Here is a 22,020-nt window from a genome sequence, read left to right as displayed (position 1 = left end):
GTCGTGGCACCGCGGGTGGTCAGCGTCGAGGCCGACGGCGGGTCCCGGGGCAATCCCGGCCCCGCCGGCTACGGCGCGGTGGTGCGTGACGCGGAGACCGGCGAGGTGCTCGCCGAGCGCTCCGAGTCGCTCGGCACGGCGACCAACAACGTCGCCGAGTACCAGGGGCTGATCGCCGGGCTGACCGCCGCCGCCGAGCTGGGCGCCGCCGAGGTGGACGTCCGGATGGACTCCAAGCTGGTGGTCGAGCAGATGTGCGGCCGGTGGCAGATCAAGCACCCCGGTCTGCGGCCCCTCGCCGCCCAGGCAGCCGTGCTGGTGGGCCGCTTCGCCGCGGTCCGGTTCGCCTGGATCCCCCGCGAGCAGAACCGGCACGCCGACGCGCTCGCCAACGCCGCCATGGACGCCGCCGCCGGCCGACCCCCGTCCGCCCCGAAGACGGGCCAACCGCCGGCGACGCCCGCGACCGGCAGTGACCCGGCCACAGCGCCGGCGTCCTGGGAGCCCCGGCCGAGCTTCACGGCCACCCGGCTCATCCTGGTCCGGCACGGCGAGACCGAGTACACCGAGCAGCGGCGCTACTCCGGCCGCGGCGACGTGCCGCTCTCCGAGAAGGGCCGCGCCCAGGTCCGCGCCACCGGCGCCCGGGTGGCCGAGCTGGCCCCGTCCGTCGGGGCCGTGCTCAGCTCACCGCTGTCCCGGTGTACGGCCACCGCGGCGTCGATCGCCGAAGCGCTCGGCGGCGACGTGCCGGTGCGCACCGAGGACGACCTGATCGAGTGCGACTTCGGCCAGTGGGAGGGTCGCACCTTCACCGAGGTCCGCGAGCGGTGGCCGGGGGAGATGGACGCCTGGCTCGCCTCACCCCGGATCGCCCCGCCGGGCGGGGAGTCGTTCACCCACGTCGCCGAACGCGCGCACCGCGTCGTCACCGGGCTGCTCACCGCGTACCCCGGGGAGACCGTGGTGGTCGTCTCGCACGTCTCGCCGATCAAGCTGATGCTGCGCGACGCGCTCGCCGCTGGCGACGGGTTCCTGCACCGGCTCTTCCTGGACGCGGCCGGCATCTCGGTGCTCGACATGTGGCCCGACGGCGGCGTCGCCGTCCGTACGGTCAACGACACCGCCCACCTCGCCGCGCTCTGAGCCGGCGCTACTGGACGTATCCGCCCGGCTGGTCGGTCGCGCCGTTCGGCGCAGCCGGTCGGCCGTTCGGCGCAGCACCTTCCGGGCGGGTCGGGTGACCGCCGTCACAGAGTCGTAGCCTCCGGCCGTTACATCGAGAGCCACGACTCCCCGGAGGTGTGTCAGATGGCTGCACCGGAACCGGAGGCGCCGACCACGGCGCCAACCAGGGCGAAGGACCACAGTCCCTGGAACTGGTTGCTCTTCATTCCCATCGTGGTGCCGCTGATCCCGGTCTTCTTCAATGGCGACTCGCCCCGGGTCTTCGGCTTCCCACGCTTCTACTGGCTGCAACTGGCGTTCATCCTGCTGGGCGTCAGCACCACGACGCTGGTCTATCAGATGACGAAGAAGCGGGGTGACCGCTGATGTGGCGTGACCATCTCACCGAGATCATCGTCTTCTCGTTCCTCTTCCTGCTGGTGAGCGTGATGGGCTTCGTGGCCGCGCGCTGGCGGGCACCGAAGGACATGGCGCACCTGGACGAGTGGGGGTTGGGCGGTCGCAGCTTCGGCGGCTGGATCACCTGGTTCCTCGTCGGCGGTGACCTCTACACGGCGTACACGTTCGTGGCGGTGCCGGCGCTGATGTTCGGTGCCGGGGCGGCCGGGTTCTTCGCCGTGCCGTACACCATCGTCATCTACCCGCTGGTCTTCCTGGTGCTGGTCCGGCTCTGGTCGGTGTCGCACCGGCACGGGTTCGTCACGCCGGCCGACTTCGTCCGCAACCGGTTCGACTCGCCGGTGCTGGCGCTGCTGATCGCGATCACCGGAATCGTCGCCACCATGCCGTACATCGCGTTGCAGCTGGTCGGCATCGAGGCGGTGCTCAAGACGATGGGGGTCACCGGCGACAACGCGCTGGCCCGGCACCTGCCGATCATCATCGCGTTCGCCATCCTGGCCGCGTACACCTACCAGTCGGGGCTGCGTGCGCCGGCGCTGATCGCGTTCGTCAAGGACAGCCTGATCTACATCGTCATCCTGGTGGCGGTCGTCTACCTGCCCTACAAGCTGGGCGGTTGGGGTGACATCTTCGCCGCCGCGGACGCGAAGTTCGACGCCTCGCCCAATCCGAACGACGGCATCCTGCTCAACGGCAACAACCAGCTTCAGTACGTGACGTTGGCGCTCGGTTCGGCGTTGGCGCTCTTCCTCTATCCGCACAGCATCACCGGTGTGCTGGCCAGCCGGAACCGCGACGTGATCAAGCGGAACATGTCGGCGCTGCCGGCGTACAGCCTGCTGCTCGGGCTGATCGCGCTGCTCGGCTACATGGCCATCGCGGCCGGGGTGAAGCCGTTGCCCGGCTCGAAGGAGGGCACGGTCGACAGCAACACCGTCGTGCCGCTGCTGTTCGACCAGCAGTTCCCGGACTGGTTCGCCGGTGTCGCGTACGCGGCGATCGGCATCGGGGCGCTGGTGCCCGCGGCGATCATGTCGATCGCGGCGGCGAACCTGTTCACCCGCAACATCTACAAGGAGTACCTGAAGCGGGACGCCTCCCCGGCCCAGGAGGCCAACGTCTCGAAGATCACCTCGCTGGTGGTGAAGGTCGGTGCGGTGGCCTGCATCGTCTTCCTCGACCCGCAGTTCTCCATCGACCTTCAGCTGATCGGTGGCGTGATCATCCTTCAGACGCTGCCGGCGGTGGCGCTGGGTCTCTACACCCGCTGGTTCCACCGCACCGGCCTGATCGTCGGCTGGGCGGTCGGTATGGGGTTGGGCATGTGGATGCTCTACCAGGTGGCGAGCCCGACCCGGAAGCACTTCGGTGGCTCGGCGTTCCCGCTGTCGGAGTTCGGGTTCGACACCACCAGGACGATCTACGTCGGCATCGTGGCGGTGGCGGTCAACCTGGCCGTCGCGGCACTGGTGACGCTGGCGCTGCGGGCCGCGAAGGTGGACGAGGGAGTCGACGGCACCGAGCCGGACGACTACTTCGCCGACGAGGGCGACCCCCGCGTCACCCCCGGCACCGACCGCGACGCCGACTCCGCCCGGGAGCCGGTCGCCTGAGATCGGGTACGCGCCCGGGTGCCGACGTGGTCGGTGCCGGGGCGCACCTTTTCCGCCGCGATCGGGTGGGGTGGCGTCCGGGCGCTGCGGGTGTTGCTCGGACGCTGTGGAGCTGATGTCGTAAACGAATCAGGGGCGTTTCCCGCCGCTCAGGCGCGTTTCGGCACTCAACGGGGGCGGCTGCGGGAGACCAGGGCCTGGTTGAGGCGGCCCAGCAGGGTCGCCAGGGAGGTGCGGTCCTCGGCGCTCCAGTCGGCCAGCATGTCGCCGTAGAGCCGGGTGCGGGCGTTCTGCACGGCGGCCATCCGCTGGAGCCCGGCCGGGGTGGGGGAGATGACCGTGCCGCGGCCGTCCGTCGGGTCGGGGGCGCGCACGATCAGGCCGTCGCGTTGCAGCGCCGACACCTGCCGGGTGACGGTCGAGCCGTCCAGGTTGAGCCGGGCGGCGAGCGCGGAGACGTTCTGCGGGCCGGCGGTGTCCAGGTGACGCAGGATCACGTACGCCGCCCGGTCGAGCACCCGGTGCTCGGCGGTGCCGGTGGCCCGCCGGGTCGCCTCGCCGAAGCGCATCAGCAGGGCAACCTCGGTCTCGATGCGGCCGAGGGTGATCTCGTCGTCGTCACTCATAGCTGTATGATACAGGATAAGTACCTGTACCATACAGCTATCTGAGGAGTCGGAGTGGATCGGCGTTCCGAACCGAACCGCAGTGCCATCTACGCCACCACGCTGGTGGCCTTCCTCGCCATCGCCGGCATCGCCGTCGTCGACCCGATCCTGCCCGCCATCGGCGAGGCGATCGGCGTCACCGCCTGGCAGGTCGAGCTGCTGTTCACCGCGTACATCGCGGTCATGGCCCTGGGCATGATCCCCGCGACCCTGGCCAGCGGCCGCTTCGGCTTCAAACCGGTGCTCATCACCGGCGTCTCAGTGGTCGGCCTCGCCGCGATCCTCGCCTCGTTCAGCGACAACATCGTGCAGCTCTCCGTGCTGCGCGGCGTCTGGGGTCTGGGCAACGCGATGTTCTTCGCCACCGCCATGGTGGTGCTGGTCAACCTGGCCGTCGACCGGGAATGGGTGGTCGGCCTCTTCGAGACCGCCCTGGGCATGGGCTTCGCCGTCGGCCCGCTGATCGGCGGCCTGCTCGGTGAGATCAGCTGGCGGCTGCCGTTCTTCGTCTGCGGCGTCTTCATGGTCCTCGCCCTCGGTGTGGCCTCCCGCAAGCTGCGCGAGCCCACCAACCGCCAGGCCCCGGTGCGCGTCGGCCAGATCTTCGCCACCTACCGCCGGCCGGCGTTCATCGCCCTCTGCGTGGTGACCGGCGCGTACAACTTCGTGTTCTTCGTGGTGCTCGGCTACACGCCGCTCTTCCTCGGCCTGGACGTCATCCCGCTGGGGCTTGCCTTCACCGGCTGGGGGCTCGGCCTGGCCGCCGGCATCATGGTGATCGGCCACCGGCTGGCCCACCGGATCGGCGCCGTGCAGACCGTCGGCGTGGCCATTGCCGGGCTGCTGGTCTGCATGGTCCTCTTCGCCACCTCCACCAGCACCGCCGAAGCGCTCGTGGTGCTGGTGCTCGCCGGACTCTGCATGGGCCTGGCCAACGCCAACCTCACCGACCTGGCGCTCGGCCTCGGCTCCAGCGACCGCCGCGTCGCCACCGGCGCGTTCAACCTGGTCCGCTGGGGCGCCGCCGCGCCAGCGCCGATCATCTCCGGCAAGCTCGCCGAACACTCGCTGTCGCTGCCGTTCTGGGTCGGCTTCGGGGTGCTCGCCGTCGGTGTGCTGGTCTACCTGGCCTTCGCGCACCTGATGGCCGCCGGCTACGGCGAGCGCGTCCTCTGGTCCCGCTGGAACCGAGCCGCCGCCGACACCGAGAAGGTCGCCGAGGAGCCGGTCGGCTGACCTCCTTCTAGATCCGCGCACTTTCCGGGAAACTGCTGCCTCGACGCGCGCTGAGGCAGCAGTTTCCCCGAAGTTGCGCGAGTCCTGGCGTCAGCTCAACGCGCGCCAGAGCAGGTAGAGGCCGATCGTCGTACCGAACACAACGATCAGCGTCTTCAGCAGCACCGGCGGCAGCCGGCGGACCAGTCGGGCACCCGCGTACCCGCCGATCAACGTGGCTGGCGCGACCACCGCGACGGCCGCCCAGTTCACCGGGCCGAACAGGGCGAACACCACAAGCGTCGTGAACCCCACCACCGCGGACAGCAGATTCTTGATCGCGCTCACCCGCGCCAGGGTCGCGTCCAACACCAGGGCCAGGCCGGCGACCAGCATCACCCCGAGCGCCGCACCGAAGTACCCGCCGTACACCGCACCGAGCCCGACCATCGTCTGCACCGCGACCGTCCGCTGGCGGGGCGACATGTCCCGGGGGTGACCGACCAGCCGGCGCAACGGATCCTGGAAGGCCAGGACCGCTGTCGCGCCGAGGACCAGAAACGGTACGACCAGCTCGAACGCGCGGGCCGGCGTGGCCAGCAGCAACAGCGCCCCGAGGATCGTGCCGACGATCGTGGTGGGCACCAGCGTGGCCAACGCGCGGGGACGCGGCAGATCCTGCCGGCTACCCGCCACGCTGGCCAGGTAGCCGGGGAACACCGCCACCGAGTTGCTGACGTTCGCCGGCACCGGGGGCAACCCGACCGCGATCATCGCCGGGAAGGTGATCAGGGAGCCACCACCGGCCACCGCGTTGACCGTGCCAGCGGCGAGACCGGCGGCGAGCAGCAGCGCGGCGTGGGAGAGATCCATAGCCCCACGAGGCTAGCCGTCGCCTCGGAGGGCGAAGACCTCGCCCTCGACCCCTCCTGACCTGCGCGATCTTGCCCAGGTGGGGCGGGAGTGCCGACGGACCGTCCGTCGTTAGGATAGGAGCGCGACGGACGAGTCGACCGGGCGGTCGCGTCGGCGGGCTCAGGCCCGCCGCCGAGGAACGTCCGGACTCCACAGGGCAGGGTGGTTGTTAACGGCAACCCGGGGCGACCCGCGGGACAGTGCCACAGAAAACAGACCGCCGACCCCAACGGGGACGGTAAGGGTGAAACGGTGGGGTAAGAGCCCACCAGCACCCCGGGTGACCGGGGTGGCTAGGTAAACCCCACCCGGAGCAAGGCCAAGCAAGGGCCGTCACCGCAAGCTGACGACCCGGCGCAGACGCTTGAGGGCTGCCCGCCCGATGTCTGCGGGTAGGCCGCTGGAGCCTGCCGGCAACGGCAGGCCGAGATGGATGGCCGCCGCCGGCGCAAACCCTTCGGGGTACGCGTCGCGCACAGAATCCGGCGTACAGGTCGACTCGTCCGTCGCCCACCCGCTCAGAGACCTGATCAAGGCTCTGACCTCGTTGTTCATCTGGTGGTGTTGGTTGACCTTGGTCATCGTTGGGTGCCGTTTGACGGCCTGGCCACGGCCTGGGACGGCCTGGAGGCGGCCTGAGCGAGGGCGGGCACGTCCTGGCGGTGGAGCTGGTGCCTCGACCCCGTCACACGGTGGCAAGCCAGTCCCGGGGTTGGACCGCGGTGACCGGACAACCTGGTCGTCACCGAGGCCCGCCGCGGCACTACCCTCCCGCTGCGGCCGCTGCGGGAGGGCCAGTGATCCCGAGCGGCAACTCCCTAACCATCTGACCAGGTTAGCCGACCGGATGCACGCCCGACACGTCGAACGCCTGTCCGTCTACTTCTGCGAGATGATCGGACAATTCCCTCTCTACATTGAGGCGCATCATCTGCTGCGGTGCTGCTTTTCGGCGAAGTTGACTCGGCGGGGCGGTTGCCCTGTCGATGCGAGCAGAGCAGACTGAGGGAGGTTGCACTTCGTAACTGCGATGGGCAGGGACTCTGGTGATCCTCGCAAGTTCGGTCATAGACATCGGCGCAACTGCGGCCTCGTATTCCCAGGTCGCCGGCGTTCTCGCCGGTTTCGCCTTTAGTGCGCTTCTCCTATACCTCAACCGAATGCCTGGAGCGTCGGAACCTGTGCAGTCGGTGAACAAGCGGCGTCCCGACGAAGGCTCACGGGTCCACCAGCAGGTTACAGTGGTCCTATTCAATACGCTCGGCTCCTTGATTATATGTGCGGTATCATACGGGATACTCGCGAGTCACCCGCCTGATTCTGAGATCGCGTTTTCCGCTATATTTCTTCACGGTCCCGCGTTCTGTCTGGCGATTCTCGGAATGTTCTACGCTACGGCGCTCGCAGCTGCGCCGTTTGGCCATCTATTGCCGATGCTGGCGTCGGCCCGGATCTTGGTCGGGGCGATCGGCCCCGTTGTAGCAATGACCCTTATCGCCGCTGCAGCGTTGGACATTGATATAAGAGGCTGTACCGGCCAAGCAGGGCTGGGCCAGGGTGTCTCCGACGTGTGCCGAGTCAACAAGGAGGTCGCGCTTACTCGTCCCTACGGGTTCGGCCTTTTGCTCAGTGCGCTCACCGTGCTGATAGGAGTGCTCGCGCTGGTCGTGTTCCGCAAGCCGCGCACGCCCCCGCCACTGTGGATTCCAAAGGTGATGGCCCGCCTCATCATCGGATCGGCGGTTACCATGATTGCCGGTACGGTGTTCGTGGGCACGAAACCTGTAACGTACCTGCTGCCCGACCCTGCCCTTTTTGGCGTGCTGGCTGTGAGCTTTGCCATCCTAACCTCATTCGCCGTTTTGGCTGCCCGTAGCTGCCATTACTTCCCAGACGTCCGGTCAAGTGGGGACTACCCGGGGAGCGGCCAAGTCGAAGGCGAGAGAGATGTCGTTCCTTCGCGTGTGCGGTCGGCCGCATTCCGACGCGGTGGGCGTGCGCGCAGAACTACCGTGCCACGAATGCCCAGTGACTAGCGGCGGTTGATCCGACCAAGCGGGTGCCCCAACTTACCTGCTCGTGGCGCGCTTAGACCTATGCTAGGGGCGAGATATGGAAGAGGATTCGGTAAGACGAGTACGAGAACGACTTGAGAATCAAGCCAGCAATCATTGGCATGAATTTTCAGTAATCGTAGCGAGTGCCAACATCCTGCTTGCCATCGTACTGCTTGGTCGCGTTGTTATGGGTAAGCAGTCCACTTCGGTGGAGTACATCTCATTCGGAGTTGCTGGTGCCTCCATATTGGGTGCCGTTCTTGCCTATTATAGTATCCAAGTTGGCACGCTGCTTCTATTTGGACCACTTCGCCTTACGCAGGTCCTCGCCTCCTTCTCGATCGCTGGGGCGCAGCTAGCCCTCTTCCTCTGGCCTACTTACGTGCTCAGCAGGGAGGCTGCCACATCAGTGGCGGTGGTTAGAGACCTACGGCACTGGCTGCTGTTTTACTCGGCCTTCTCGTTCGCGGCCGTCATAGCTAACTGGCACGCTTCGGTCGTTCGTAAGAGAGAGATTCGAGGTAGTGCCTTCAAAAATTACGAGGCCGCCCAGAAAGTCGACCTACTGGCGGCTGGCGTCATCGGCATAGTAATCATTTTCTGCTGGGCGCTGAGCTATATCTGGTTACTTCCGCCGATCGTCATTGGCATTCTCGTGTCTATCATGTCTTCACTCCTGGGAATGGCAACCCAAGCCCAAACCTCGGCGCGACTCAGGCGCGACCTTGGACGCTAAGCATTTAGGCAGTCAACCGATCCGTCGCCACTGACCGGCATCCCGTCGACCGCACTCCCTGGAGCGGGCTTCGACCCGCGCTCCAGCCACCAAACGGACCGGGTCGTTTGGCGCGCGTTCGGCGTCGGTTACGGCCACTCGGCGACCTGGGTGACGAACGTGGCCCAGGCTGCTGGGGCGAAGGTCAATGCCGGTCCGGCGGCGTCCGTCGAGTCGTGGACGGCCATGACACCGGGCAGGTTGCTTGCCACTCGACGCAGTTTCCGCCGCTCGCACCGATGCGGGTGGACTTGTGCCAGAGGGCGTTACTGAGGTCCCTGATGGCTCTTAACAAGGGGGTCGCTCGCTGCGGATCCGCACGGGGCGTCTGCCGTCGAGGGGGCGGGGGCGTTGCTATGGCATTTCGCCGGCGTCCGTGACCATGCGGACGAGGGTGTCGACGAGTTCGTCGGCGGTGGTGTGCCACTTGCCTGTGTCGAGGTAGCCGCTGATCTCCATGCTCGCGATGCCGTGGGCGCTGGTTAGCAGCAGGGCGCCGTGGCGCCGTGCGTTTCGCTCTCCCACGAGGTCGGCGACGATGTTCAGGAACTCGCCCTGGAAGCGTTCGGCCGCGCGGTCGGCCACGGCCGGGTCGCCTTCCGGCCCGCATAGCTGACGCCGGATGCGATCCATCCCGTCACCGAGTTGCCCAGGAAGGTTTGCGCGCCGCCTGAACAACACCTGGTACAGGTGCGGCTGCTCCCGGCCGACGTCGATGAGGGTGCGGAGAGCGCCGCGCAGCTTCTCGGAGGCAGACAGGGCCGGGTCGGTCCGAAGGGCGTGCACCTGGTCGCCGATCCGTTCCCAGCTTTCGGCCGCGACGGCGGTCAGCAGGCTGTCCTTGCCCGTGAAGTGCCGGTACGGCGCTCCCCGGGTCACGCCTGCCCGCGCGCCCACCTCGCGCAAGGTGACCGCGTCGGGGCCGCCGAGGTCGAGGAGTTCGGCGGCCGCGTCGAGCAGAGCGCGACGGGTGGCGGCGGCGGACTCCGCACGGGTGGTCATGACGCCCATCATAGGGTTGACAGTGTCATCTGAAACAGTAGGGTAGCGAAGATGACAACGTCATCTGAAATCCAAAGGCTGGTCGTCGTAACCGGAGCGTCCACGGGCGTGGGCGCGTCAGCCGCCCGCGAGCTGGCTCGCCAGGGATTCCACGTCCTGGCCGGCGTGCGACGCGACAGTGACGCCGACGTCATCCGATCGACAGGCATCGAGCCGGTCATCCTCGACATCACCAAGTCCGAGCACGTGGAGGCACTCGCCGCGCGGGTCGCCGATGACCCCCGTGCACTGCACGCGCTCGTCAACAACGCCGGCGTCCAGGTGAACGCCCCAGTCGAAGTCCTGCCGATGGCGGAGTGGCGGCGGGCGTTCGAAGTCAACCTGTTCGGGCACATCGCTGTCACTCAAGCGCTCCTGCCCGCGCTGCTACGCAGCAAGGGTCGTGTAATCAACATCAGCTCGGTGGGCGGCAAGTTCGCCATGGCCACATACGGCGCGTACGCCGGCGCCAAGTTCGCCCTGGAGGCGGTCAGCGACTCGCTCCGCCGGGAGGTCGCTCCACTTGGCGTGCAGGTGGTGGTGATCGAGCCCGGAGGCGTCCGCACGGAGATGGCTGCCCGCGGGGTCGAGACGGCGAACCACCTGGCTGCCCAAATGACGCCGGAGCAGGACGAGCGCTACGGCAGCCTCGTCCAGGCGAATAACAGGTTGATGACCGCAGGCACTGCTTCAGGGCTGACCGCCGACGCCGCCGCCCGGGTCATCGCGAGGGCTGTGACGACGCGTAGACCGCGCACCCGCTACACCGCCGGCCGGGATGCCGCCCTGATCATGCGCCTGGGCCGGATGCTCTCCGACCGCACGCTCGACCGCGTCCTCGCCGCCAACCTGCGCCGCCACTACCCGAAGGGAGCCGTCGGTCGATGAGGGGCTCCGCGAGCCGCTCCGATCGACGACGTACACGGTCTGGGTCTGCGTCCTAACCTGCCGGCGGTGCACGCGCGGTTCCTCGGGCGGTCGTCCCTGGCCCGACGGCCCCGCCGGTCCGGTCGAGCCTGGTAACCACACGACGCCTGGCGGGGGATTCCAGCCCAGCCAGGCGTCGGGCTTGCATCTGATACCTGGGTACAGGCTTACCGTCGACGGTATGAGTGATCGCCACATCACGACGGACGACGCCTGGGTGCCGGAGGCCTGCACCCTTCCGACGGCTGAACGGCCGCTACGGCTGGCCGAGTTTGACCAGTTCTTCACCGATGCGGTGCGGGGCCTCGACCGGCTGTCGGCGCAGCACCTGCGGTTGCGGCTCGATGGTGGTGCGCAGGTCGAGGAGACGGCGCGGGACCTGACGGCCCGTGAGTCGTCCTGCTGCTCGTTCTTCACGTTCGGCCTCTCCCGGCCGGGCCCCGACTCGCTCTCGCTGGACGTCCGGGTGCCGGCAGCCTACGTCGACGTGCTCGACGCCCTCGCCGCGCGGGCCGTGTCTCTGCGAGATCAGAGGTGACCGGGTCTGGCCTGCGCAGCGGTCAACTCGCCGACGCGGCAGGTGTCAACCAGCAGACGCTGCGCTACTACGAGCGCCGGGGCCTGCTCGACTCGCCGCAGCGGTCGCCGGGCGGGCACCGGCTCTACCCGGCCGAGACGGTCACCCTGCTGCGAGTCATCAAGACCGCGCAACGCCTGGGTTTCACCCTCAACGAGGTTGCCGACCTGCTCGACGCCGGCCGGCACCAGCAGAGGGGCCGAACCGACACCGGTCTTCAGGCGCGTGCCAGGGAGAAGCTCATCGAGGTCGAGCAGAGGCTGACGGACCTCACCGTCATCCGCGACACCCTGCGGGACGCCATCTCGGCCGGTTGTGACGACCTGGTCGCCTGCGCCGAAAGCACCTGCTGCCCGCTGCCTCTCTCCGGTGGTCCGATGGATCAACTCCAGGGCGGGAAACCGAGGCCACGCTGACCAGCGACGGCCGGAATCGGGCGCTCACCGATTATGAGAGATCGCTTAGCCTCGGTTCGTGGACGAGACACTCCTTCGCCGGCTCCGGGTCGAGCAGGCCCGAGCGCTGCTCGACAACGCCGACCCGCACCATGCGGTGCTGCTGGCCTGCGACCTGCTGGTGGCCGGCGTCGACGGTGAGGCCGTGGTGGCGCTCGCGTCTGAGTCGGCCCGGACACTGCCGGAGCATGACGCGAACCGGCGCCTGGCGGCGGTCATCGCCGAGCTCGGGCTTCCGGAGCCGGACCTGCCAACCGCGGTGTCACTGATCGCGGCCGACACCTCCGAGCGGATCCTCGACCGGAGCATCACCGACGAGGTGGGAACACACGGTCTCTACGTGGTGGGACACGAGGGCAGCCAGTTGGCCGATCTGCTTCCGGCCGTCACCGCGCTGGCCAGTCGTCTTGAGGACGATCTCAACGGACGGGCCGACGACGATCTGCGTATCCAGCTCGCCGCGCTGGCGCGGACCATCCTGCACCGCGAGCCAGCTGAAGATCCGGCTTCAGACCGGGCCCGGTAACAAGAGGTCAAGGTCGGTGCGGGCGACCGTTCACGACTGGCGTCGTTGACGAGGGTGGTGGACCGACAGCGGTTTCAGGTCCTCATGGGCCAGTCGGTGAATCTTGTGCTGACCGGCTGCTACGCAGCGGAGGCCAACCGCCCGGCCGGTAACCGTCGGCCTGCTCGGGAGCGATTGTCAGGGCGTCACTCACCGTCGTGGACGCGGCCCTGTCCCTTACCCTGGCGAAAAAACGTGGCAAGGAGAGGCACGTACCAGTTCTCAGATCCCAGCTCGCCCGATGCCGTGACCGAGGCAGGTAGGGGCGTGTGGTCAGCAGCGAGGGGCGTTGAGCGGAGCGGCACCGGCGAGCGCTTCGATGGTCGTCGTTGGTGCGACCGATTCGGACGTGCTCGGCGAGGGCGCGATGCTGGGGGACGGCGGAGCCGACGGTGAACTGCTGGGCGGCGTGGGGGAGGCGAGCGTGGCCGTGCTGCGTTGGACCTGCTTCGTGACCATCCGGATGGCGGTGGCGGTCGCCTGGCGTCCGTACACATCGGTGACCCTGATGTTGTAGGGCCCGGGGCCGAGCCCGCCCTCGACGGTCCAGTAGTTGTCGCTCTCGCGGGCCGCCTTGCGGAAGCCACCGTCGGGCCCCTGTGCCTCGACCGAGCGGAGTGGGTTGCCGTGGTTGCCGACCTGCACCGCGAACCAGTACCGCGAGGCGCCGCCCTTCATCCGGAAGGTGAGGCCTCCGTCGAGCGGCGGGTTCACCACCGCCCGGTACGTCACCTGCGCGATGCCCTGCGCCCGGTCGGCAATCTTGGCGTACGCCTCATCGGAGAGGTCGATCTTGCCGGTCCCGCACCCGCCGCACTGGTCCATGACCATGACGCGGACGGTGCCCTTCGGGCCGGTCACGTCCAAATAGCTGCCGCAGGCCGCGGACCCGGAGTACGCCGACGAGCCGAGGGCCACGTAGAGCCGGTCCGCGGGTGGGCCGGGGAAGGAGCAGTTGCCGCCCGAGCGGCCGGCGTCGTAAAAGCTGGCCTTGGCCTTGTGGACGGTGTCTCCGGTCGGTGGCGCGGCGCAGGCCGGGGTGGCACCACCGCGTACGGCGAGGGTGATGCCGAGTACGGCGGCCAGGGCGGTGACCCCGGCGCCGGACAACCAGTGTCTGACCCGCCGACGCGACCGGAGTGTGCCGACCGGGGTGTCGTTGAAGGGGGCCGAGCCTGGTGCCGTCACGGCGCCTGATGTTGCCGCAGTGTGCTGCGGCAGCGCAAAATCGTCGAGCGGACCGTCACTTGGAGCACGGACGGGATCGCACTCCGTTCAGGGCGGTGGTCACGACGTGGTCGTCGTGCTCGGCGGGTGTTGCTGGCCAGCAGGTTGTCGACGGGGTGATGCAAGCAGTCGGGCACTGACGTTCAGTGGCTTGCGCGTGGGTACAGTCATGGCCGTGAAGTTCGCGATGGACGTGAGACAGGGCTAGCTCCCGCGGGTCTTTGAGGCGCGCGGGCGATGGATGCTGCCCTGTTCACCTCTTTCGCGAAGGTCTTCAATGTCTGTCCATTCCGGGCGCCGCGCTGTTGACGCGTCGCTTACTGCTTCTCTTGTGTTCGTTTCCATCGGAAGCGGACTGTTTCTACCGCTCTCGCTGGTGTTCTTCGTCGAGCTCACCGACATCCGCCTGAGCACGCTCGGCGTTCTCGTGGGGCTCGCGGGTTTCACGTCCGTGCCGGTGCCCGCCGCGGCCGGCCGCTTGGCCGACAGATACGGTGCACGCCGACTCGTCCTCGCCGCGCAAGGCATTCAGGCGCTCGCCTATCTCGGCTATGCCTTCGCCCGAGACCCGCTGAGCGTCTTCGTCGTCACTGCGATCATGTCGATCGGCGGTCGGCTGTTCTGGTCGACGATCTTCGCGGCTCTCGCTGATCATGCGCAGGACGGTCCCAGGCAGCAGCACTGGTTCGCGCTGGCGAACATCGCCCGCACCGCGGGGATTGCGGCAGGCGGGATCATCACCGGCGTCGCGCTGACGATTCCGGGTACGCGGGTCTATATCGTGCTCGCACTCCTCGCCGCCGGCTGTCTGGCGGCATCTCTCCTGCTCATGCTGCCTGTCGCACGGTCGCGAGCGCGCGCACGGGTTCCCGGCGCATCGCACGCGCAGGGGACGGTGCTGCGTGACGGGCGTTTTCTCGGTCTGCTGTCGACAAACGTCGTCTTCGCGATCTCGACGCTCCTCCTGGGCCTGACTGTGCCGGTGGTCATGAACACGGCGCTGGACGGCCCGGGATGGGTCAGCTCCGTCGTGCTGGTCGGGAACGCGCTGCTCATCTCTGGCTTCGGCATCATCGGCGCCCGCCAAGCGGGTCGCCGCGAACCGTTCGCCGTGCTGCGGGCCGCGGCCGTCGCATGGGCTGCGGGCTGCGCGCTGCTGGCGTTCGCGACATCCTCGGCGCTTCCGTTCGCGGTCGCTCCTCTCGCTGCGGCGGTCCTCGCGTTCAGTCTCGCCGAGATCCTCCATGCGCCGACATCGGTCGCAATCGTCAGCAACATGGCACCCGAGGCGGAACGGGGCGACTACCTGGCCGTGTGGCAATACTCGTTCATGGCAGCCGAGATCGGCGGCCCCATCCTCTTCGGCACACTGTTCGCGCTCCACCACAGCGCGCCGTTCCTCGTCGTGCTCGCGCTGAATCTGGTCACGATCCCCGCGCTCCGCGTACTGGGCCGCCAACGCGGTCGCGCGGCGCTGGCCTCGACGGGCTCGCGCGATGATGATTGATGCGGCCGCGTGAGCCACCGCTACGCACCCGTCAGGCGGTTGTCATTGGCGGGGGCGTAACCCGTTGAGGGCGGTGGTGACGACGAGGTCGGCGTACTCGGCGGTGAGCGGGCCGCTGCGTTGCAGCCATCGGCTGAACAACGGTCCCCAGATCAGGTCCACCGCCACGTCGAGGTCGATGTCGTCGGCGAGTTGCCCGGCCTGCTGGGCGCTGCGTAGGCGCTGCCGTTTGGCCTCCTTTAGCGGCCCGTCCAGGCGTTCGGCGTAGGCCGCCGCCAGCTCGGGGTCGAGCGCGATCTCGGTGGCCAGCGCGCGCATCGGTTGCTCGTACCGGGGATCGTTCATCTCCTCGACCGTGGCGCGAAGCACCAGGGTCAGGTCGGCTGCCAGGTCGCGGGTGTCCGGCAGGGTCGGTGGCCCGCCCTCGGTGGCCTCGCTGAGCATGAGGAACGCGTCGAAGATGACCGCGCCCTTGGACGGCCACCAACGGTAGATGGTCTGTTTGCCGACGCCGGCGCGCGCGGCGATGCCCTCGATGCTGACCTTCGCGTACCCGATCTCCTGGAGCAGGTCGAAGGCCGCGGTCAGGATGGCGCGTCGGGAGGTCTCTCTCCGGCGGGCCGTGTTGGGGGTCATGGGGCGCCACGATATCAGCAACGAGACGAACCGTCTCGTCTTGACGGCCGGGACGGTGCGCCCTAATCTCTCCTCCATGACGAGACGGACCGTCTCGTCTCGCTAAGGGGATGGAGTTCCGACATGCGCACCTGGTTCATCACCGGCGCCAGCCGCGGCCTGGGCCGCGCCTTCACCGACGCCGCGCTCGACCGGGGGGACCGGGTGGTCGCCGCCGCCCGGACCATCGCCCGGGGCGACTTCGACGAGCGCCACGGCGACCGGCTGCTGACGCTGACCCTCGACGTGACCGACCGGGCTGCGGTATTCGCCGCCGTGGCCACCGCCGTCGAGCACTTCGGACGGCTCGACATCGTCGTCAACAACGCCGGGACCCTCTCCATGGGAATGGTCGAAGAGTTCACCGAGGCGGAGGCGCGAGCCCAGTTCGAGGTCAACCTCTTCGGCGCGCTGTGGGTCAGTCAGGCGGTGCTGCCGCATCTGCGAGCCCAACGGTCCGGCCACATCGTGCAGGTGTCCAGCATCGCCGCGTTGGGTGGTTTTCCGAGCACCGGCATGTACAGCGCGAGCAAATTCGCCCTGGAAGGCATGAGCGAGGCGTTGGCAATGGAGGCGGCGGCCTTCGACATCAAGCTCAGCATCGTGCAGCCGGGCGGTTACTGGACCGATCTCTACACCAGTTTGAGCGCCACCAGCCCAATAGAGGCGTACGCGCCGCTGCGCGCCGAACTGGAACGACAGTGGGCGGAAGGATCGATCGACAGCGAGCCCCGGCTGGCCGCCGAGGCGTTGCTGCGCCTGGTCGACAGCGACGACCCGCCGCTGCGGCTCCTGCTCGGGAGCATGGTGTACGACCTGGCGTTCGACCTCTCCCGCCGGCGGATGGACACCTGGGCGGGCTGGGAGCAGGTCAGCCGAGCCGCCGAGCACGCGGTAGCCGCCCCCGGGCAGGACCAGTGAGGGACTGCTCGTATCGCCACGAGCCCGGGGCGCGGCGTTCTAGGCTCCGAGATATGGCGGCGGCGTGCCCATCTCGAATTGGCACACAGGTCCGGGCAGTGCCTTCACCCCATGATTCCCCTCACGAGGCGCAAACCTAGACGGAGAGGAACACGCATGGCTGTCAAAACCAAGACTCGCCCCGGCACCACGGAGATTCGGCCGTTCTCGGTCGACATTCCCCAGGCGGACCTGGACGACCTGAAACGGCGCATCGCGGCCACCCGCTGGCCGGACAAGGAAACGGTTGACGACCAGTCGCAGGGCGTGCCACTCGCGACGATTCAGGCCGTTGCCCGCTATTGGGAAAAGGAGTACGACTGGCGCAAGGTCGAGGCACGAATGAACTCGGTGCCGCAGTTCATGACCACCATCGACGGCGTCGACATCCACTTCATCCACGTGCGTTCGAAGCACGAGGACGCGCTGCCGCTGATCGTCACCCACGGGTGGCCCGGGTCGGTGATCGAGCAGATGAAGATCATCGAGCCGCTGACCGACCCCACCGCGTACGGCGGCAGCGCGTCGGACGCCTTCCACCTGGTGATCCCGTCGCTGCCGGGCCACGGCTTCTCCGGCAAGCCGACAACGTCGGGATGGAACCCGCAGAAGATCGCGACCGCTTGGACCGAGCTGATGAAGCGTCTCGGCTACAACCGGTTCGTCGCGCAGGGCGGCGACTGGGGCGCGGTCATCGTCGACCAGATGGGCATCCAGGCGCCCCGGAACTGCTCGGCATCCACACCAACATGCCCGGTGCGATCCCACCCGAGATCGACCTGTTGTTCCAGGGCGACACCACCGGCGCGAACAACGCCATGGGCTCGCTGCCATCCGGCCTCTCCGACGATGAGATGCGTGCCGCCGAGGAAGCCAACTACGTCTGGAAGCACGTCGCGTACGCCCTCATGATGGCGACGCGACCGCAGACGCTGACCGGGCTGGCGGACTCTCCGGTCGGCCTGGCGTCCTTCCTGCTCGACCACGACGCGAAGAGCCTGGCCCTGATCGCGCAGGTCTTCGACGGGGCCAAGGCCGGTCTCACCCGCGACGACATCCTGGACAACATCTCGCTCTACTGGTTGACGAACACCGCGATCTCCGCCGCCCGGCTGTACGCGGAGAACAAGCTCTCGTTCTTCGCCGCCAAGGGCGTCAAGGTTCCGGTCGCCGTGAGCGTCTTTCCCGACGAGCTGTACGAGGCACCGCAGAGCTGGGCCGAGCAGGCGTACTCGAACCTCATCTACTACAACAAGCTCGACGTGGGCGGGCACTTCGCGGCCTGGGAACAGCCGAAGATCTTCTCCGAAGAGCTTCGCACCGCCTTCCGGTCGCTTCGCTAGATGGCCGTGCACCTGCCCCCGCTGAACGGGGCGGCCGAGTGGCTCAACTCCGAGCCACTCGGCCCCGCCGACCTGCGCGGGCGCGTCGTCCTGGTGAACTTCTGGACGCTGACCTGCATCAACTGGCTGCGCCAGGAGCCGTACGTCCGTGCCTGGTCGCAGGCCTACCGCGACGACGGGCTGGTCGTCATCGGGGTGCACACGCCGGAGTTCTCGTTCGAGCACGACGTCGACGGGGTGCGGCGGGCGGTCGCGGCGCGGTCGATCGACTATCCGGTGGCGGTCGACAACGACTACGCGATCTGGCGCGCCTTCGGCAACCAGTACTGGCCGGCGCTGTACTTCGTCGACACCGACGGGGTCATCCGCGACGAGCACTTCGGTGAGGGGCGCTACGAGCAGTCCGAGCGGGTTCTCCAGCAACTGCTCGGCATCGAGCGCGCCCCCGTACCCGTGAAGGGGGTCGGCCCGGAGGCGGAGGCCGACTGGGGCGAGCTGCGGACGCCCGAGACGTACCTCGGATTCGGTCGTGGCGAACACTTCGCGTCGCCGAACGGCCCGGCGCTCGACGAACGCCGCGCCTACGAGCTGCCGGCGAGCCTGGGCCTCAACCAGTGGGCCCTGGCGGGCGAGTGGACGATCGGGTCGGAGAGCGTCGTGGCCGATCGGGCCGGCGGCAGCATCGCCTTCCGGTTCCACGGCCGCGACGCGCATCTCGTGCTGGCCCCCGGGGCGGGACGGTCGATCCCGTTCCGGGTGCTCCTCGACGGCCAGGCTCCCGGCCCGTCACACGGCGTCGACGTCGACGAAGACGGCAACGGCGTGCTCCAGGACGGCCGCCTCTACCAGCTCGTCCGCCAGGCCGGCGTGGTCCGGGAGCGGACCCTGGAGATCACATTCGGCGAGCCGGGCGTCCAGGCATACGCCTTCACGTTCGGCTGAGGCGCAGATGGACTGTGCTCACCGTGTTGGAGACCGGTGAAAAGCTCTGCACCTGAGCGCCGGGACGCAGGCGGCTGTCCGTCGCGTACCGGTCGGCGAGCGCCTTCTCCGCGCCCTCGTCGCCGTCGTCGGCGGCGAGCAGCAGGGCGGCGATCTCGTCGGCGAGCGTGAGGTCGGCGTCGGTGAGGTCGTCGGTCATCGCGCCGAAGCTGTCCCACAGCAACAGCTCGTCCTTCTGCCGGTGAGCCAGCTCCTGGATGACGTAGTCGTGGATGAACCAGGCACCGCGGATCGGCGATTCCGGGGCCACGCCGTAAACCTCGGGGTCGATCGCCCCGGCCCGGTACGCCAACCACACCCGTGCTGCCGAGTCGAAGAGCCCTGCCGTCGGGTCGATGTCGTAGCCGTCGAACCGCCAGTCGCCGGCCGGGTCGATCTCCGGATCGGCCCAGACCCATCGTTCGCCGTTCCAGTACTCCAGCAGCACGTGATCGTGGTGCCAGCCCGGCGTGAAGTAGGAGGCGAACCCGACCCGGCTGCGGCTGGGAATGCCGTGTTGGCGCAGCACCGCCACCGAGAGCAACGTGTGGTCCCGGCAGCAGCCGGCAACCCGGTCTACGGCCGGGCGCTCAGCGGTGAGTGGCAGGGGAAAGCGGGACTGGTCCGTATCCAGGATGCGGTCCACCCAGCGGCAGTTCACCTCGTCCAGCCGATCGTCGGGCAGCTCTACGCCGCCGGCCCGGTAGTGGACGATCACGTTGCGGGCGGTCGCCGCCACTGTGGGGATGTCGGTCGCCACGGCGTCGAGAAGCCCGCCGTGCCGACCGGGGTCGCTGTAGGGGGAGTGGTTCCGGTAGTCATCGAGGTCCATGGGGCCAGTCTCCGGTCCGCCACGGTGTCAGGGTCAAGGCGCTTTTCCGGATAGTGTCGACTGCTGTGACAGCGCCCGAGATCACCATCGCCACCCCAGCGGACCGTCGAGCAGTGGTCGACACGCTGGTCGCCGCGTTCGTCAAGGATCCCGTGCTGCGGCACCTGTTTCCCGACGATGAGACCTATCCCGAGTACGCCGCCACCTTCTTCGGGAACCTCTTCGACAAGCGGGTGCACCGGTCGTCGATCTGGACGATCGCTGGGGGAGCGTCGGTCGCCATCTGGGAGCCACCGGCCGAGCCGGCGGCCGGCCACACAACGCCAGCTCGATACCCCGCTGACGTGCAGGCTCGGGTGCAGAGCTACGACGATGCCGTGCACGCAGCCCTGCCCGCGTTTCCGTTCTGGTATCTCGGCGTCCTGGGCACCCACCCCGACAGCGCCGGACGCGGTTGGGGCCGCGCCGTCATGCGGGCCGGGCTGGAGCGCGCCGCCGCCGACGGTCTGCCGGCGATCCTGGAAACCAGCAAACCGGCCAACGTCGAGCTGTACCGCCGCGCCGGCTGGGAGGTGGTGGGCTCAATGTCGGAGCCCGTGCCCACCTGGGTCATGCAGCAGTCGCCGCGCTGAGAGCCACCCGAGCCGGCGCGCTCGGCCCCGGATCGCCGACCAGCTTCAGGCGGCGAAGATGCGCGCGTAGATCTCGTCGATGACGTCGTTTTTCGCCAGGCTGTAGTCGCGGGGTCGGTGCGCGGTGTCCTGCGCGAGGCGTCGTTTGGTCGCGGCGTAGAGCTCCCGGTCTTGTGGATGCGAGCGCAGCCAGTCGCGGAACAGCCGGTGCCGGACCGGTTCGGGCGCACCCTGCGGCCAGACGTGCAGGTTGACGTCCTCGGCGGCGCTGAGCAGCATCCGGTGCCCGTGCCACCAGGGCTCCCGCAGGACGAGCCGGTAGCCGAGCCGTTCCAGGGCGGGGAGATACCCGGACTCCTCGGCGGTGTCCTGGATGACCAGGTCGATGTCGATGACGGGTTTGGCCGCGAGCCCCGGCACCGCCGTGGACCCTGCGGATACTCGGCCACGTCAACCTCCTGGAGAAGCAAAGTCCGCCAGGCTACGACACGACGACCGGTGCGGGCGCACCCGACCGATGCGGGCATCGGATGTCGGGTGGGCCACCGACCCCGCGACCTAGCGTCAGTGCTCGAAAGGGAAGGAGGCCCGGGTGCTGGATCGGCTCAACGAGGCGATGGCTCACATCGAGCGTCACCTCGACCAGAAGATCGAGGTGGCCGACCTTGCGCGGATCGCGCTGACGTCGGAGTACCACTTCCGGCGGCTGTTCTCCGCACTGGCCGGGATGCCGCTGTCGGAGTACATCCGGCGGCGTCGTCTCACCGTCGCCGGGGCGGATGTGCTCGCGGGGGAGCGGACGTTGCTCGACGTCGCTGTGCACTACGGCTACGGATCCGCCGAGGCGTTCGCGCGGGCGTTCCACGCCGTGCACGGCGTGGGGCCCGGAGAGGCTCGGCGTACGGGGGCAGCGCTGCGTGCCCAGCCCCGGATGTCCTTCCGACTCACCGTCGAAGGGAGCGGCAGCATGGAGTACCGAATCGTCAGCAAGGACGCGTTCGCGCTGGTGGGGCGCAAGGCGCGGGTCCCGCTGGTGCACGAGGGGATGAACCCGGCGATCGTCGCGTTCATCCGGAGCATCGACAAGGAGACGACCGCACGGATCGAGGCGCTCTCCGATCAGGAGCCGGCGGGGATCGTCAACGTCAGCGACAACCTCGCCGACAGCCGGGAGGAGGGCACCGAGCTGGACTACTGGCACGGGGTGGTGACCGGTGCCGTGCCACCGGAGGACCTGGACGCGCTGCCGGTGCAGGCCGGGACGTGGGCGGTGTTCACCACCTCCGGAGCGTTCCCGCAGGCGGTGCAGCACCTGTGGCGTGACGTGTTCACCCAGTGGTTTCCGTCCAACCCGTACCGCAGCCGACCTGGACCGGAGATCTCCCGGGTCCGGGTGTCCGCGGACGGCACCGAGGCGGACGCCGAGCTGTGGATTCCCGTCGAACGGGCACCCACCCCTATGTAG

Annotated in this window: 24 protein-coding genes and 1 other RNA gene; 17 read left to right on the top strand and 8 right to left on the bottom strand. The window is 68.4% G+C overall.

Going from position 1 to position 22,020, the window contains the following annotated elements:
• The first annotated feature begins 3 nt into the window (after positions 1-3).
• From AC3CF1_RS11420 to mctP, 3 genes are all read left to right on the top strand, one after another.
• A complete protein-coding gene (locus AC3CF1_RS11420) occupies positions 4-1,146 on the top strand; it encodes a bifunctional RNase H/acid phosphatase (RefSeq protein ID WP_488450441.1) in 1,143 nt (380 codons plus the stop codon).
• A gap of 165 nt (positions 1,147-1,311) precedes the next feature.
• Positions 1,312-1,554, top strand: a complete 243-nt coding sequence (locus AC3CF1_RS11415) for a DUF3311 domain-containing protein (protein ID WP_088949530.1) — start codon at positions 1,312-1,314, stop codon at positions 1,552-1,554.
• Entirely contained in the window at positions 1,554-3,203 is a 1,650-nt protein-coding gene (gene mctP, locus AC3CF1_RS11410) for a monocarboxylate uptake permease MctP (protein ID WP_088949529.1), read from the top strand. Before AC3CF1_RS11415 ends, mctP begins: the two co-directional genes overlap by 1 nt.
• Positions 3,204-3,370: 167 nt before the next feature.
• Here mctP and AC3CF1_RS11405 read toward each other — a convergent pair whose 3' ends face one another.
• The gene (locus AC3CF1_RS11405) at positions 3,371-3,829 is read right to left on the bottom strand and encodes a MarR family winged helix-turn-helix transcriptional regulator (RefSeq protein ID WP_210794728.1); all 459 of its coding nucleotides are present in this window, start codon (positions 3,827-3,829) and stop codon (positions 3,371-3,373) included.
• Positions 3,830-3,883: 54 nt separating this feature from the next.
• Here AC3CF1_RS11405 and AC3CF1_RS11400 point away from each other — a divergent pair, with 54 nt between their 5' ends.
• On the top strand, positions 3,884-5,107 hold the full coding sequence (locus tag AC3CF1_RS11400; protein WP_355160361.1) for an MFS transporter: 1,224 nt from the start codon (positions 3,884-3,886) through the stop codon (positions 5,105-5,107).
• A gap of 90 nt (positions 5,108-5,197) precedes the next feature.
• Here AC3CF1_RS11400 and AC3CF1_RS11395 read toward each other — a convergent pair whose 3' ends face one another.
• Complete coding sequence (locus tag AC3CF1_RS11395) at positions 5,198-5,959, bottom strand: sulfite exporter TauE/SafE family protein (RefSeq protein WP_099856260.1); 762 nt, start codon at positions 5,957-5,959, stop codon at positions 5,198-5,200.
• A gap of 132 nt (positions 5,960-6,091) precedes the next feature.
• Between AC3CF1_RS11395 and rnpB the strand changes: the two genes are divergently transcribed.
• Positions 6,092-6,507, top strand: an RNA gene (gene rnpB, locus AC3CF1_RS11390) — RNase P RNA component class A.
• 1,606 nt (positions 6,508-8,113) lie between these two features.
• Positions 8,114-8,794 carry a hypothetical protein gene (locus tag AC3CF1_RS11385; protein ID WP_488450440.1) on the top strand — a complete coding sequence of 227 codons (681 nt, stop codon included), beginning with the start codon at positions 8,114-8,116 and terminating at the stop codon, positions 8,792-8,794.
• A gap of 128 nt (positions 8,795-8,922) precedes the next feature.
• Here the strand turns inward: AC3CF1_RS11385 and AC3CF1_RS11380 are convergent, their stop codons facing one another.
• Entirely contained in the window at positions 8,923-9,045 is a 123-nt protein-coding gene (locus AC3CF1_RS11380; RefSeq protein WP_488450439.1) for a DUF397 domain-containing protein, read from the bottom strand.
• Positions 9,046-9,187: 142 nt separating this feature from the next.
• Positions 9,188-9,835, bottom strand: a complete 648-nt coding sequence (locus AC3CF1_RS11375) for a TetR/AcrR family transcriptional regulator (protein WP_488450438.1) — start codon at positions 9,833-9,835, stop codon at positions 9,188-9,190.
• 51 nt (positions 9,836-9,886) lie between these two features.
• Between AC3CF1_RS11375 and AC3CF1_RS11370 the strand changes: the two genes are divergently transcribed.
• The 4 genes from AC3CF1_RS11370 (at position 9,887) to AC3CF1_RS11355 (ending at position 12,359) form a co-directional block, all read left to right on the top strand.
• Positions 9,887-10,762: an SDR family NAD(P)-dependent oxidoreductase gene (locus AC3CF1_RS11370; RefSeq protein ID WP_488450437.1), complete on the top strand. Its 876-nt coding sequence runs from the start codon at positions 9,887-9,889 to the stop codon at positions 10,760-10,762.
• 220 nt (positions 10,763-10,982) lie between these two features.
• On the top strand, positions 10,983-11,339 hold the full coding sequence (locus AC3CF1_RS11365) for a hypothetical protein (RefSeq protein WP_488450435.1): 357 nt from the start codon (positions 10,983-10,985) through the stop codon (positions 11,337-11,339).
• Entirely contained in the window at positions 11,336-11,794 is a 459-nt protein-coding gene (locus AC3CF1_RS11360; protein WP_488450433.1) for a MerR family transcriptional regulator, read from the top strand. The genes AC3CF1_RS11365 and AC3CF1_RS11360 overlap by 4 nt, the downstream gene beginning before the upstream one ends.
• Positions 11,795-11,852: 58 nt before the next feature.
• On the top strand, positions 11,853-12,359 hold the full coding sequence (locus AC3CF1_RS11355) for a hypothetical protein (RefSeq protein ID WP_488450431.1): 507 nt from the start codon (positions 11,853-11,855) through the stop codon (positions 12,357-12,359).
• A gap of 312 nt (positions 12,360-12,671) precedes the next feature.
• Here the strand turns inward: AC3CF1_RS11355 and AC3CF1_RS11350 are convergent, their stop codons facing one another.
• The gene (locus tag AC3CF1_RS11350) at positions 12,672-13,586 is read right to left on the bottom strand and encodes an expansin EXLX1 family cellulose-binding protein (protein ID WP_488450429.1); all 915 of its coding nucleotides are present in this window, start codon (positions 13,584-13,586) and stop codon (positions 12,672-12,674) included.
• Positions 13,587-13,866: 280 nt separating this feature from the next.
• Between AC3CF1_RS11350 and AC3CF1_RS11345 the strand changes: the two genes are divergently transcribed.
• Positions 13,867-15,132, top strand: coding sequence for an MFS transporter (locus AC3CF1_RS11345; protein WP_354983140.1), 1,266 nt, complete (start codon positions 13,867-13,869; stop codon positions 15,130-15,132).
• A gap of 42 nt (positions 15,133-15,174) precedes the next feature.
• Here AC3CF1_RS11345 and AC3CF1_RS11340 read toward each other — a convergent pair whose 3' ends face one another.
• Positions 15,175-15,768 (bottom strand): TetR/AcrR family transcriptional regulator, encoded by a 594-nt coding sequence (locus AC3CF1_RS11340; RefSeq protein WP_488450427.1) that lies wholly within the window; start codon positions 15,766-15,768, stop codon positions 15,175-15,177.
• Between the two features lie 123 nt (positions 15,769-15,891).
• On the opposite strand from AC3CF1_RS11340, the gene AC3CF1_RS11335 reads away from it, so the two are divergent.
• From AC3CF1_RS11335 to AC3CF1_RS11320, 4 genes are all read left to right on the top strand, one after another.
• A complete protein-coding gene (locus tag AC3CF1_RS11335) occupies positions 15,892-16,728 on the top strand; it encodes an SDR family oxidoreductase (protein WP_488450425.1) in 837 nt (278 codons plus the stop codon).
• Positions 16,729-16,884: 156 nt separating this feature from the next.
• Positions 16,885-17,679: an epoxide hydrolase family protein gene (locus tag AC3CF1_RS11330; protein ID WP_488450423.1), complete on the top strand. Its 795-nt coding sequence runs from the start codon at positions 16,885-16,887 to the stop codon at positions 17,677-17,679.
• Positions 17,622-18,110 (top strand): hypothetical protein, encoded by a 489-nt coding sequence (locus AC3CF1_RS11325; protein WP_488450421.1) that lies wholly within the window; start codon positions 17,622-17,624, stop codon positions 18,108-18,110. The genes AC3CF1_RS11330 and AC3CF1_RS11325 overlap by 58 nt, the downstream gene beginning before the upstream one ends.
• A complete protein-coding gene (locus AC3CF1_RS11320; protein WP_488450420.1) occupies positions 18,111-19,052 on the top strand; it encodes a redoxin family protein in 942 nt (313 codons plus the stop codon). It begins immediately after the preceding gene.
• Here AC3CF1_RS11320 and AC3CF1_RS11315 read toward each other — a convergent pair.
• A complete protein-coding gene (locus AC3CF1_RS11315) occupies positions 19,039-19,923 on the bottom strand; it encodes a transglutaminase-like domain-containing protein (RefSeq protein ID WP_488450418.1) in 885 nt (294 codons plus the stop codon). The two genes, AC3CF1_RS11320 and AC3CF1_RS11315, sit on opposite strands and share 14 nt — an antisense overlap.
• Positions 19,924-19,988: 65 nt before the next feature.
• On the opposite strand from AC3CF1_RS11315, the gene AC3CF1_RS11310 reads away from it, so the two are divergent.
• Positions 19,989-20,555, top strand: a complete 567-nt coding sequence (locus tag AC3CF1_RS11310; RefSeq protein WP_354983134.1) for a GNAT family N-acetyltransferase — start codon at positions 19,989-19,991, stop codon at positions 20,553-20,555.
• A 45-nt stretch (positions 20,556-20,600) separates the two neighbouring features.
• Here AC3CF1_RS11310 and AC3CF1_RS11305 read toward each other — a convergent pair whose 3' ends face one another.
• The gene (locus AC3CF1_RS11305; protein ID WP_488450415.1) at positions 20,601-20,975 is read right to left on the bottom strand and encodes a GrpB family protein; all 375 of its coding nucleotides are present in this window, start codon (positions 20,973-20,975) and stop codon (positions 20,601-20,603) included.
• A 172-nt stretch (positions 20,976-21,147) separates the two neighbouring features.
• On the opposite strand from AC3CF1_RS11305, the gene AC3CF1_RS11300 reads away from it, so the two are divergent.
• Positions 21,148-22,020 carry an AraC family transcriptional regulator gene (locus tag AC3CF1_RS11300; protein ID WP_099856215.1) on the top strand — a complete coding sequence of 291 codons (873 nt, stop codon included), beginning with the start codon at positions 21,148-21,150 and terminating at the stop codon, positions 22,018-22,020.

It is taken from the genome of Micromonospora sp. MGP-C2, assembly GCF_057766525.1.
Note: the sequence above shows the minus strand (reverse complement) of the source record. Positions and strands in the feature narration are given on the sequence as shown.

What these genes read in the sequence shown, in the direction of transcription:
- AC3CF1_RS11370 (WP_488450437.1), top strand. Translation starts at nt 9,887, where the DNA reads ATGACAACGTCATCTGAAATCCAAAGGCTGGTCGTCGTAACCGGAGCG.
- AC3CF1_RS11330 (WP_488450423.1), top strand. Translation starts at nt 16,885, where the DNA reads ATGGCTGTCAAAACCAAGACTCGCCCCGGCACCACGGAGATTCGGCCG.
- AC3CF1_RS11340 (WP_488450427.1), bottom strand. Translation starts at nt 15,768, where the DNA reads ATGACCCCCAACACGGCCCGCCGGAGAGAGACCTCCCGACGCGCCATC.
- AC3CF1_RS11405 (WP_210794728.1), bottom strand. Translation starts at nt 3,829, where the DNA reads ATGAGTGACGACGACGAGATCACCCTCGGCCGCATCGAGACCGAGGTT.
- AC3CF1_RS11375 (WP_488450438.1), bottom strand. Translation starts at nt 9,835, where the DNA reads ATGACCACCCGTGCGGAGTCCGCCGCCGCCACCCGTCGCGCTCTGCTC.
- AC3CF1_RS11335 (WP_488450425.1), top strand. Translation starts at nt 15,892, where the DNA reads ATGCGCACCTGGTTCATCACCGGCGCCAGCCGCGGCCTGGGCCGCGCC.
- AC3CF1_RS11395 (WP_099856260.1), bottom strand. Translation starts at nt 5,959, where the DNA reads ATGGATCTCTCCCACGCCGCGCTGCTGCTCGCCGCCGGTCTCGCCGCT.
- AC3CF1_RS11415 (WP_088949530.1), top strand. Translation starts at nt 1,312, where the DNA reads ATGGCTGCACCGGAACCGGAGGCGCCGACCACGGCGCCAACCAGGGCG.
- AC3CF1_RS11315 (WP_488450418.1), bottom strand. Translation starts at nt 19,923, where the DNA reads ATGGACCTCGATGACTACCGGAACCACTCCCCCTACAGCGACCCCGGT.
- AC3CF1_RS11345 (WP_354983140.1), top strand. Translation starts at nt 13,867, where the DNA reads ATGCTGCCCTGTTCACCTCTTTCGCGAAGGTCTTCAATGTCTGTCCAT.
- AC3CF1_RS11385 (WP_488450440.1), top strand. Translation starts at nt 8,114, where the DNA reads ATGGAAGAGGATTCGGTAAGACGAGTACGAGAACGACTTGAGAATCAA.
- AC3CF1_RS11325 (WP_488450421.1), top strand. Translation starts at nt 17,622, where the DNA reads ATGCGTGCCGCCGAGGAAGCCAACTACGTCTGGAAGCACGTCGCGTAC.
- AC3CF1_RS11320 (WP_488450420.1), top strand. Translation starts at nt 18,111, where the DNA reads ATGGCCGTGCACCTGCCCCCGCTGAACGGGGCGGCCGAGTGGCTCAAC.
- AC3CF1_RS11365 (WP_488450435.1), top strand. Translation starts at nt 10,983, where the DNA reads ATGAGTGATCGCCACATCACGACGGACGACGCCTGGGTGCCGGAGGCC.
- mctP (WP_088949529.1), top strand. Translation starts at nt 1,554, where the DNA reads ATGTGGCGTGACCATCTCACCGAGATCATCGTCTTCTCGTTCCTCTTC.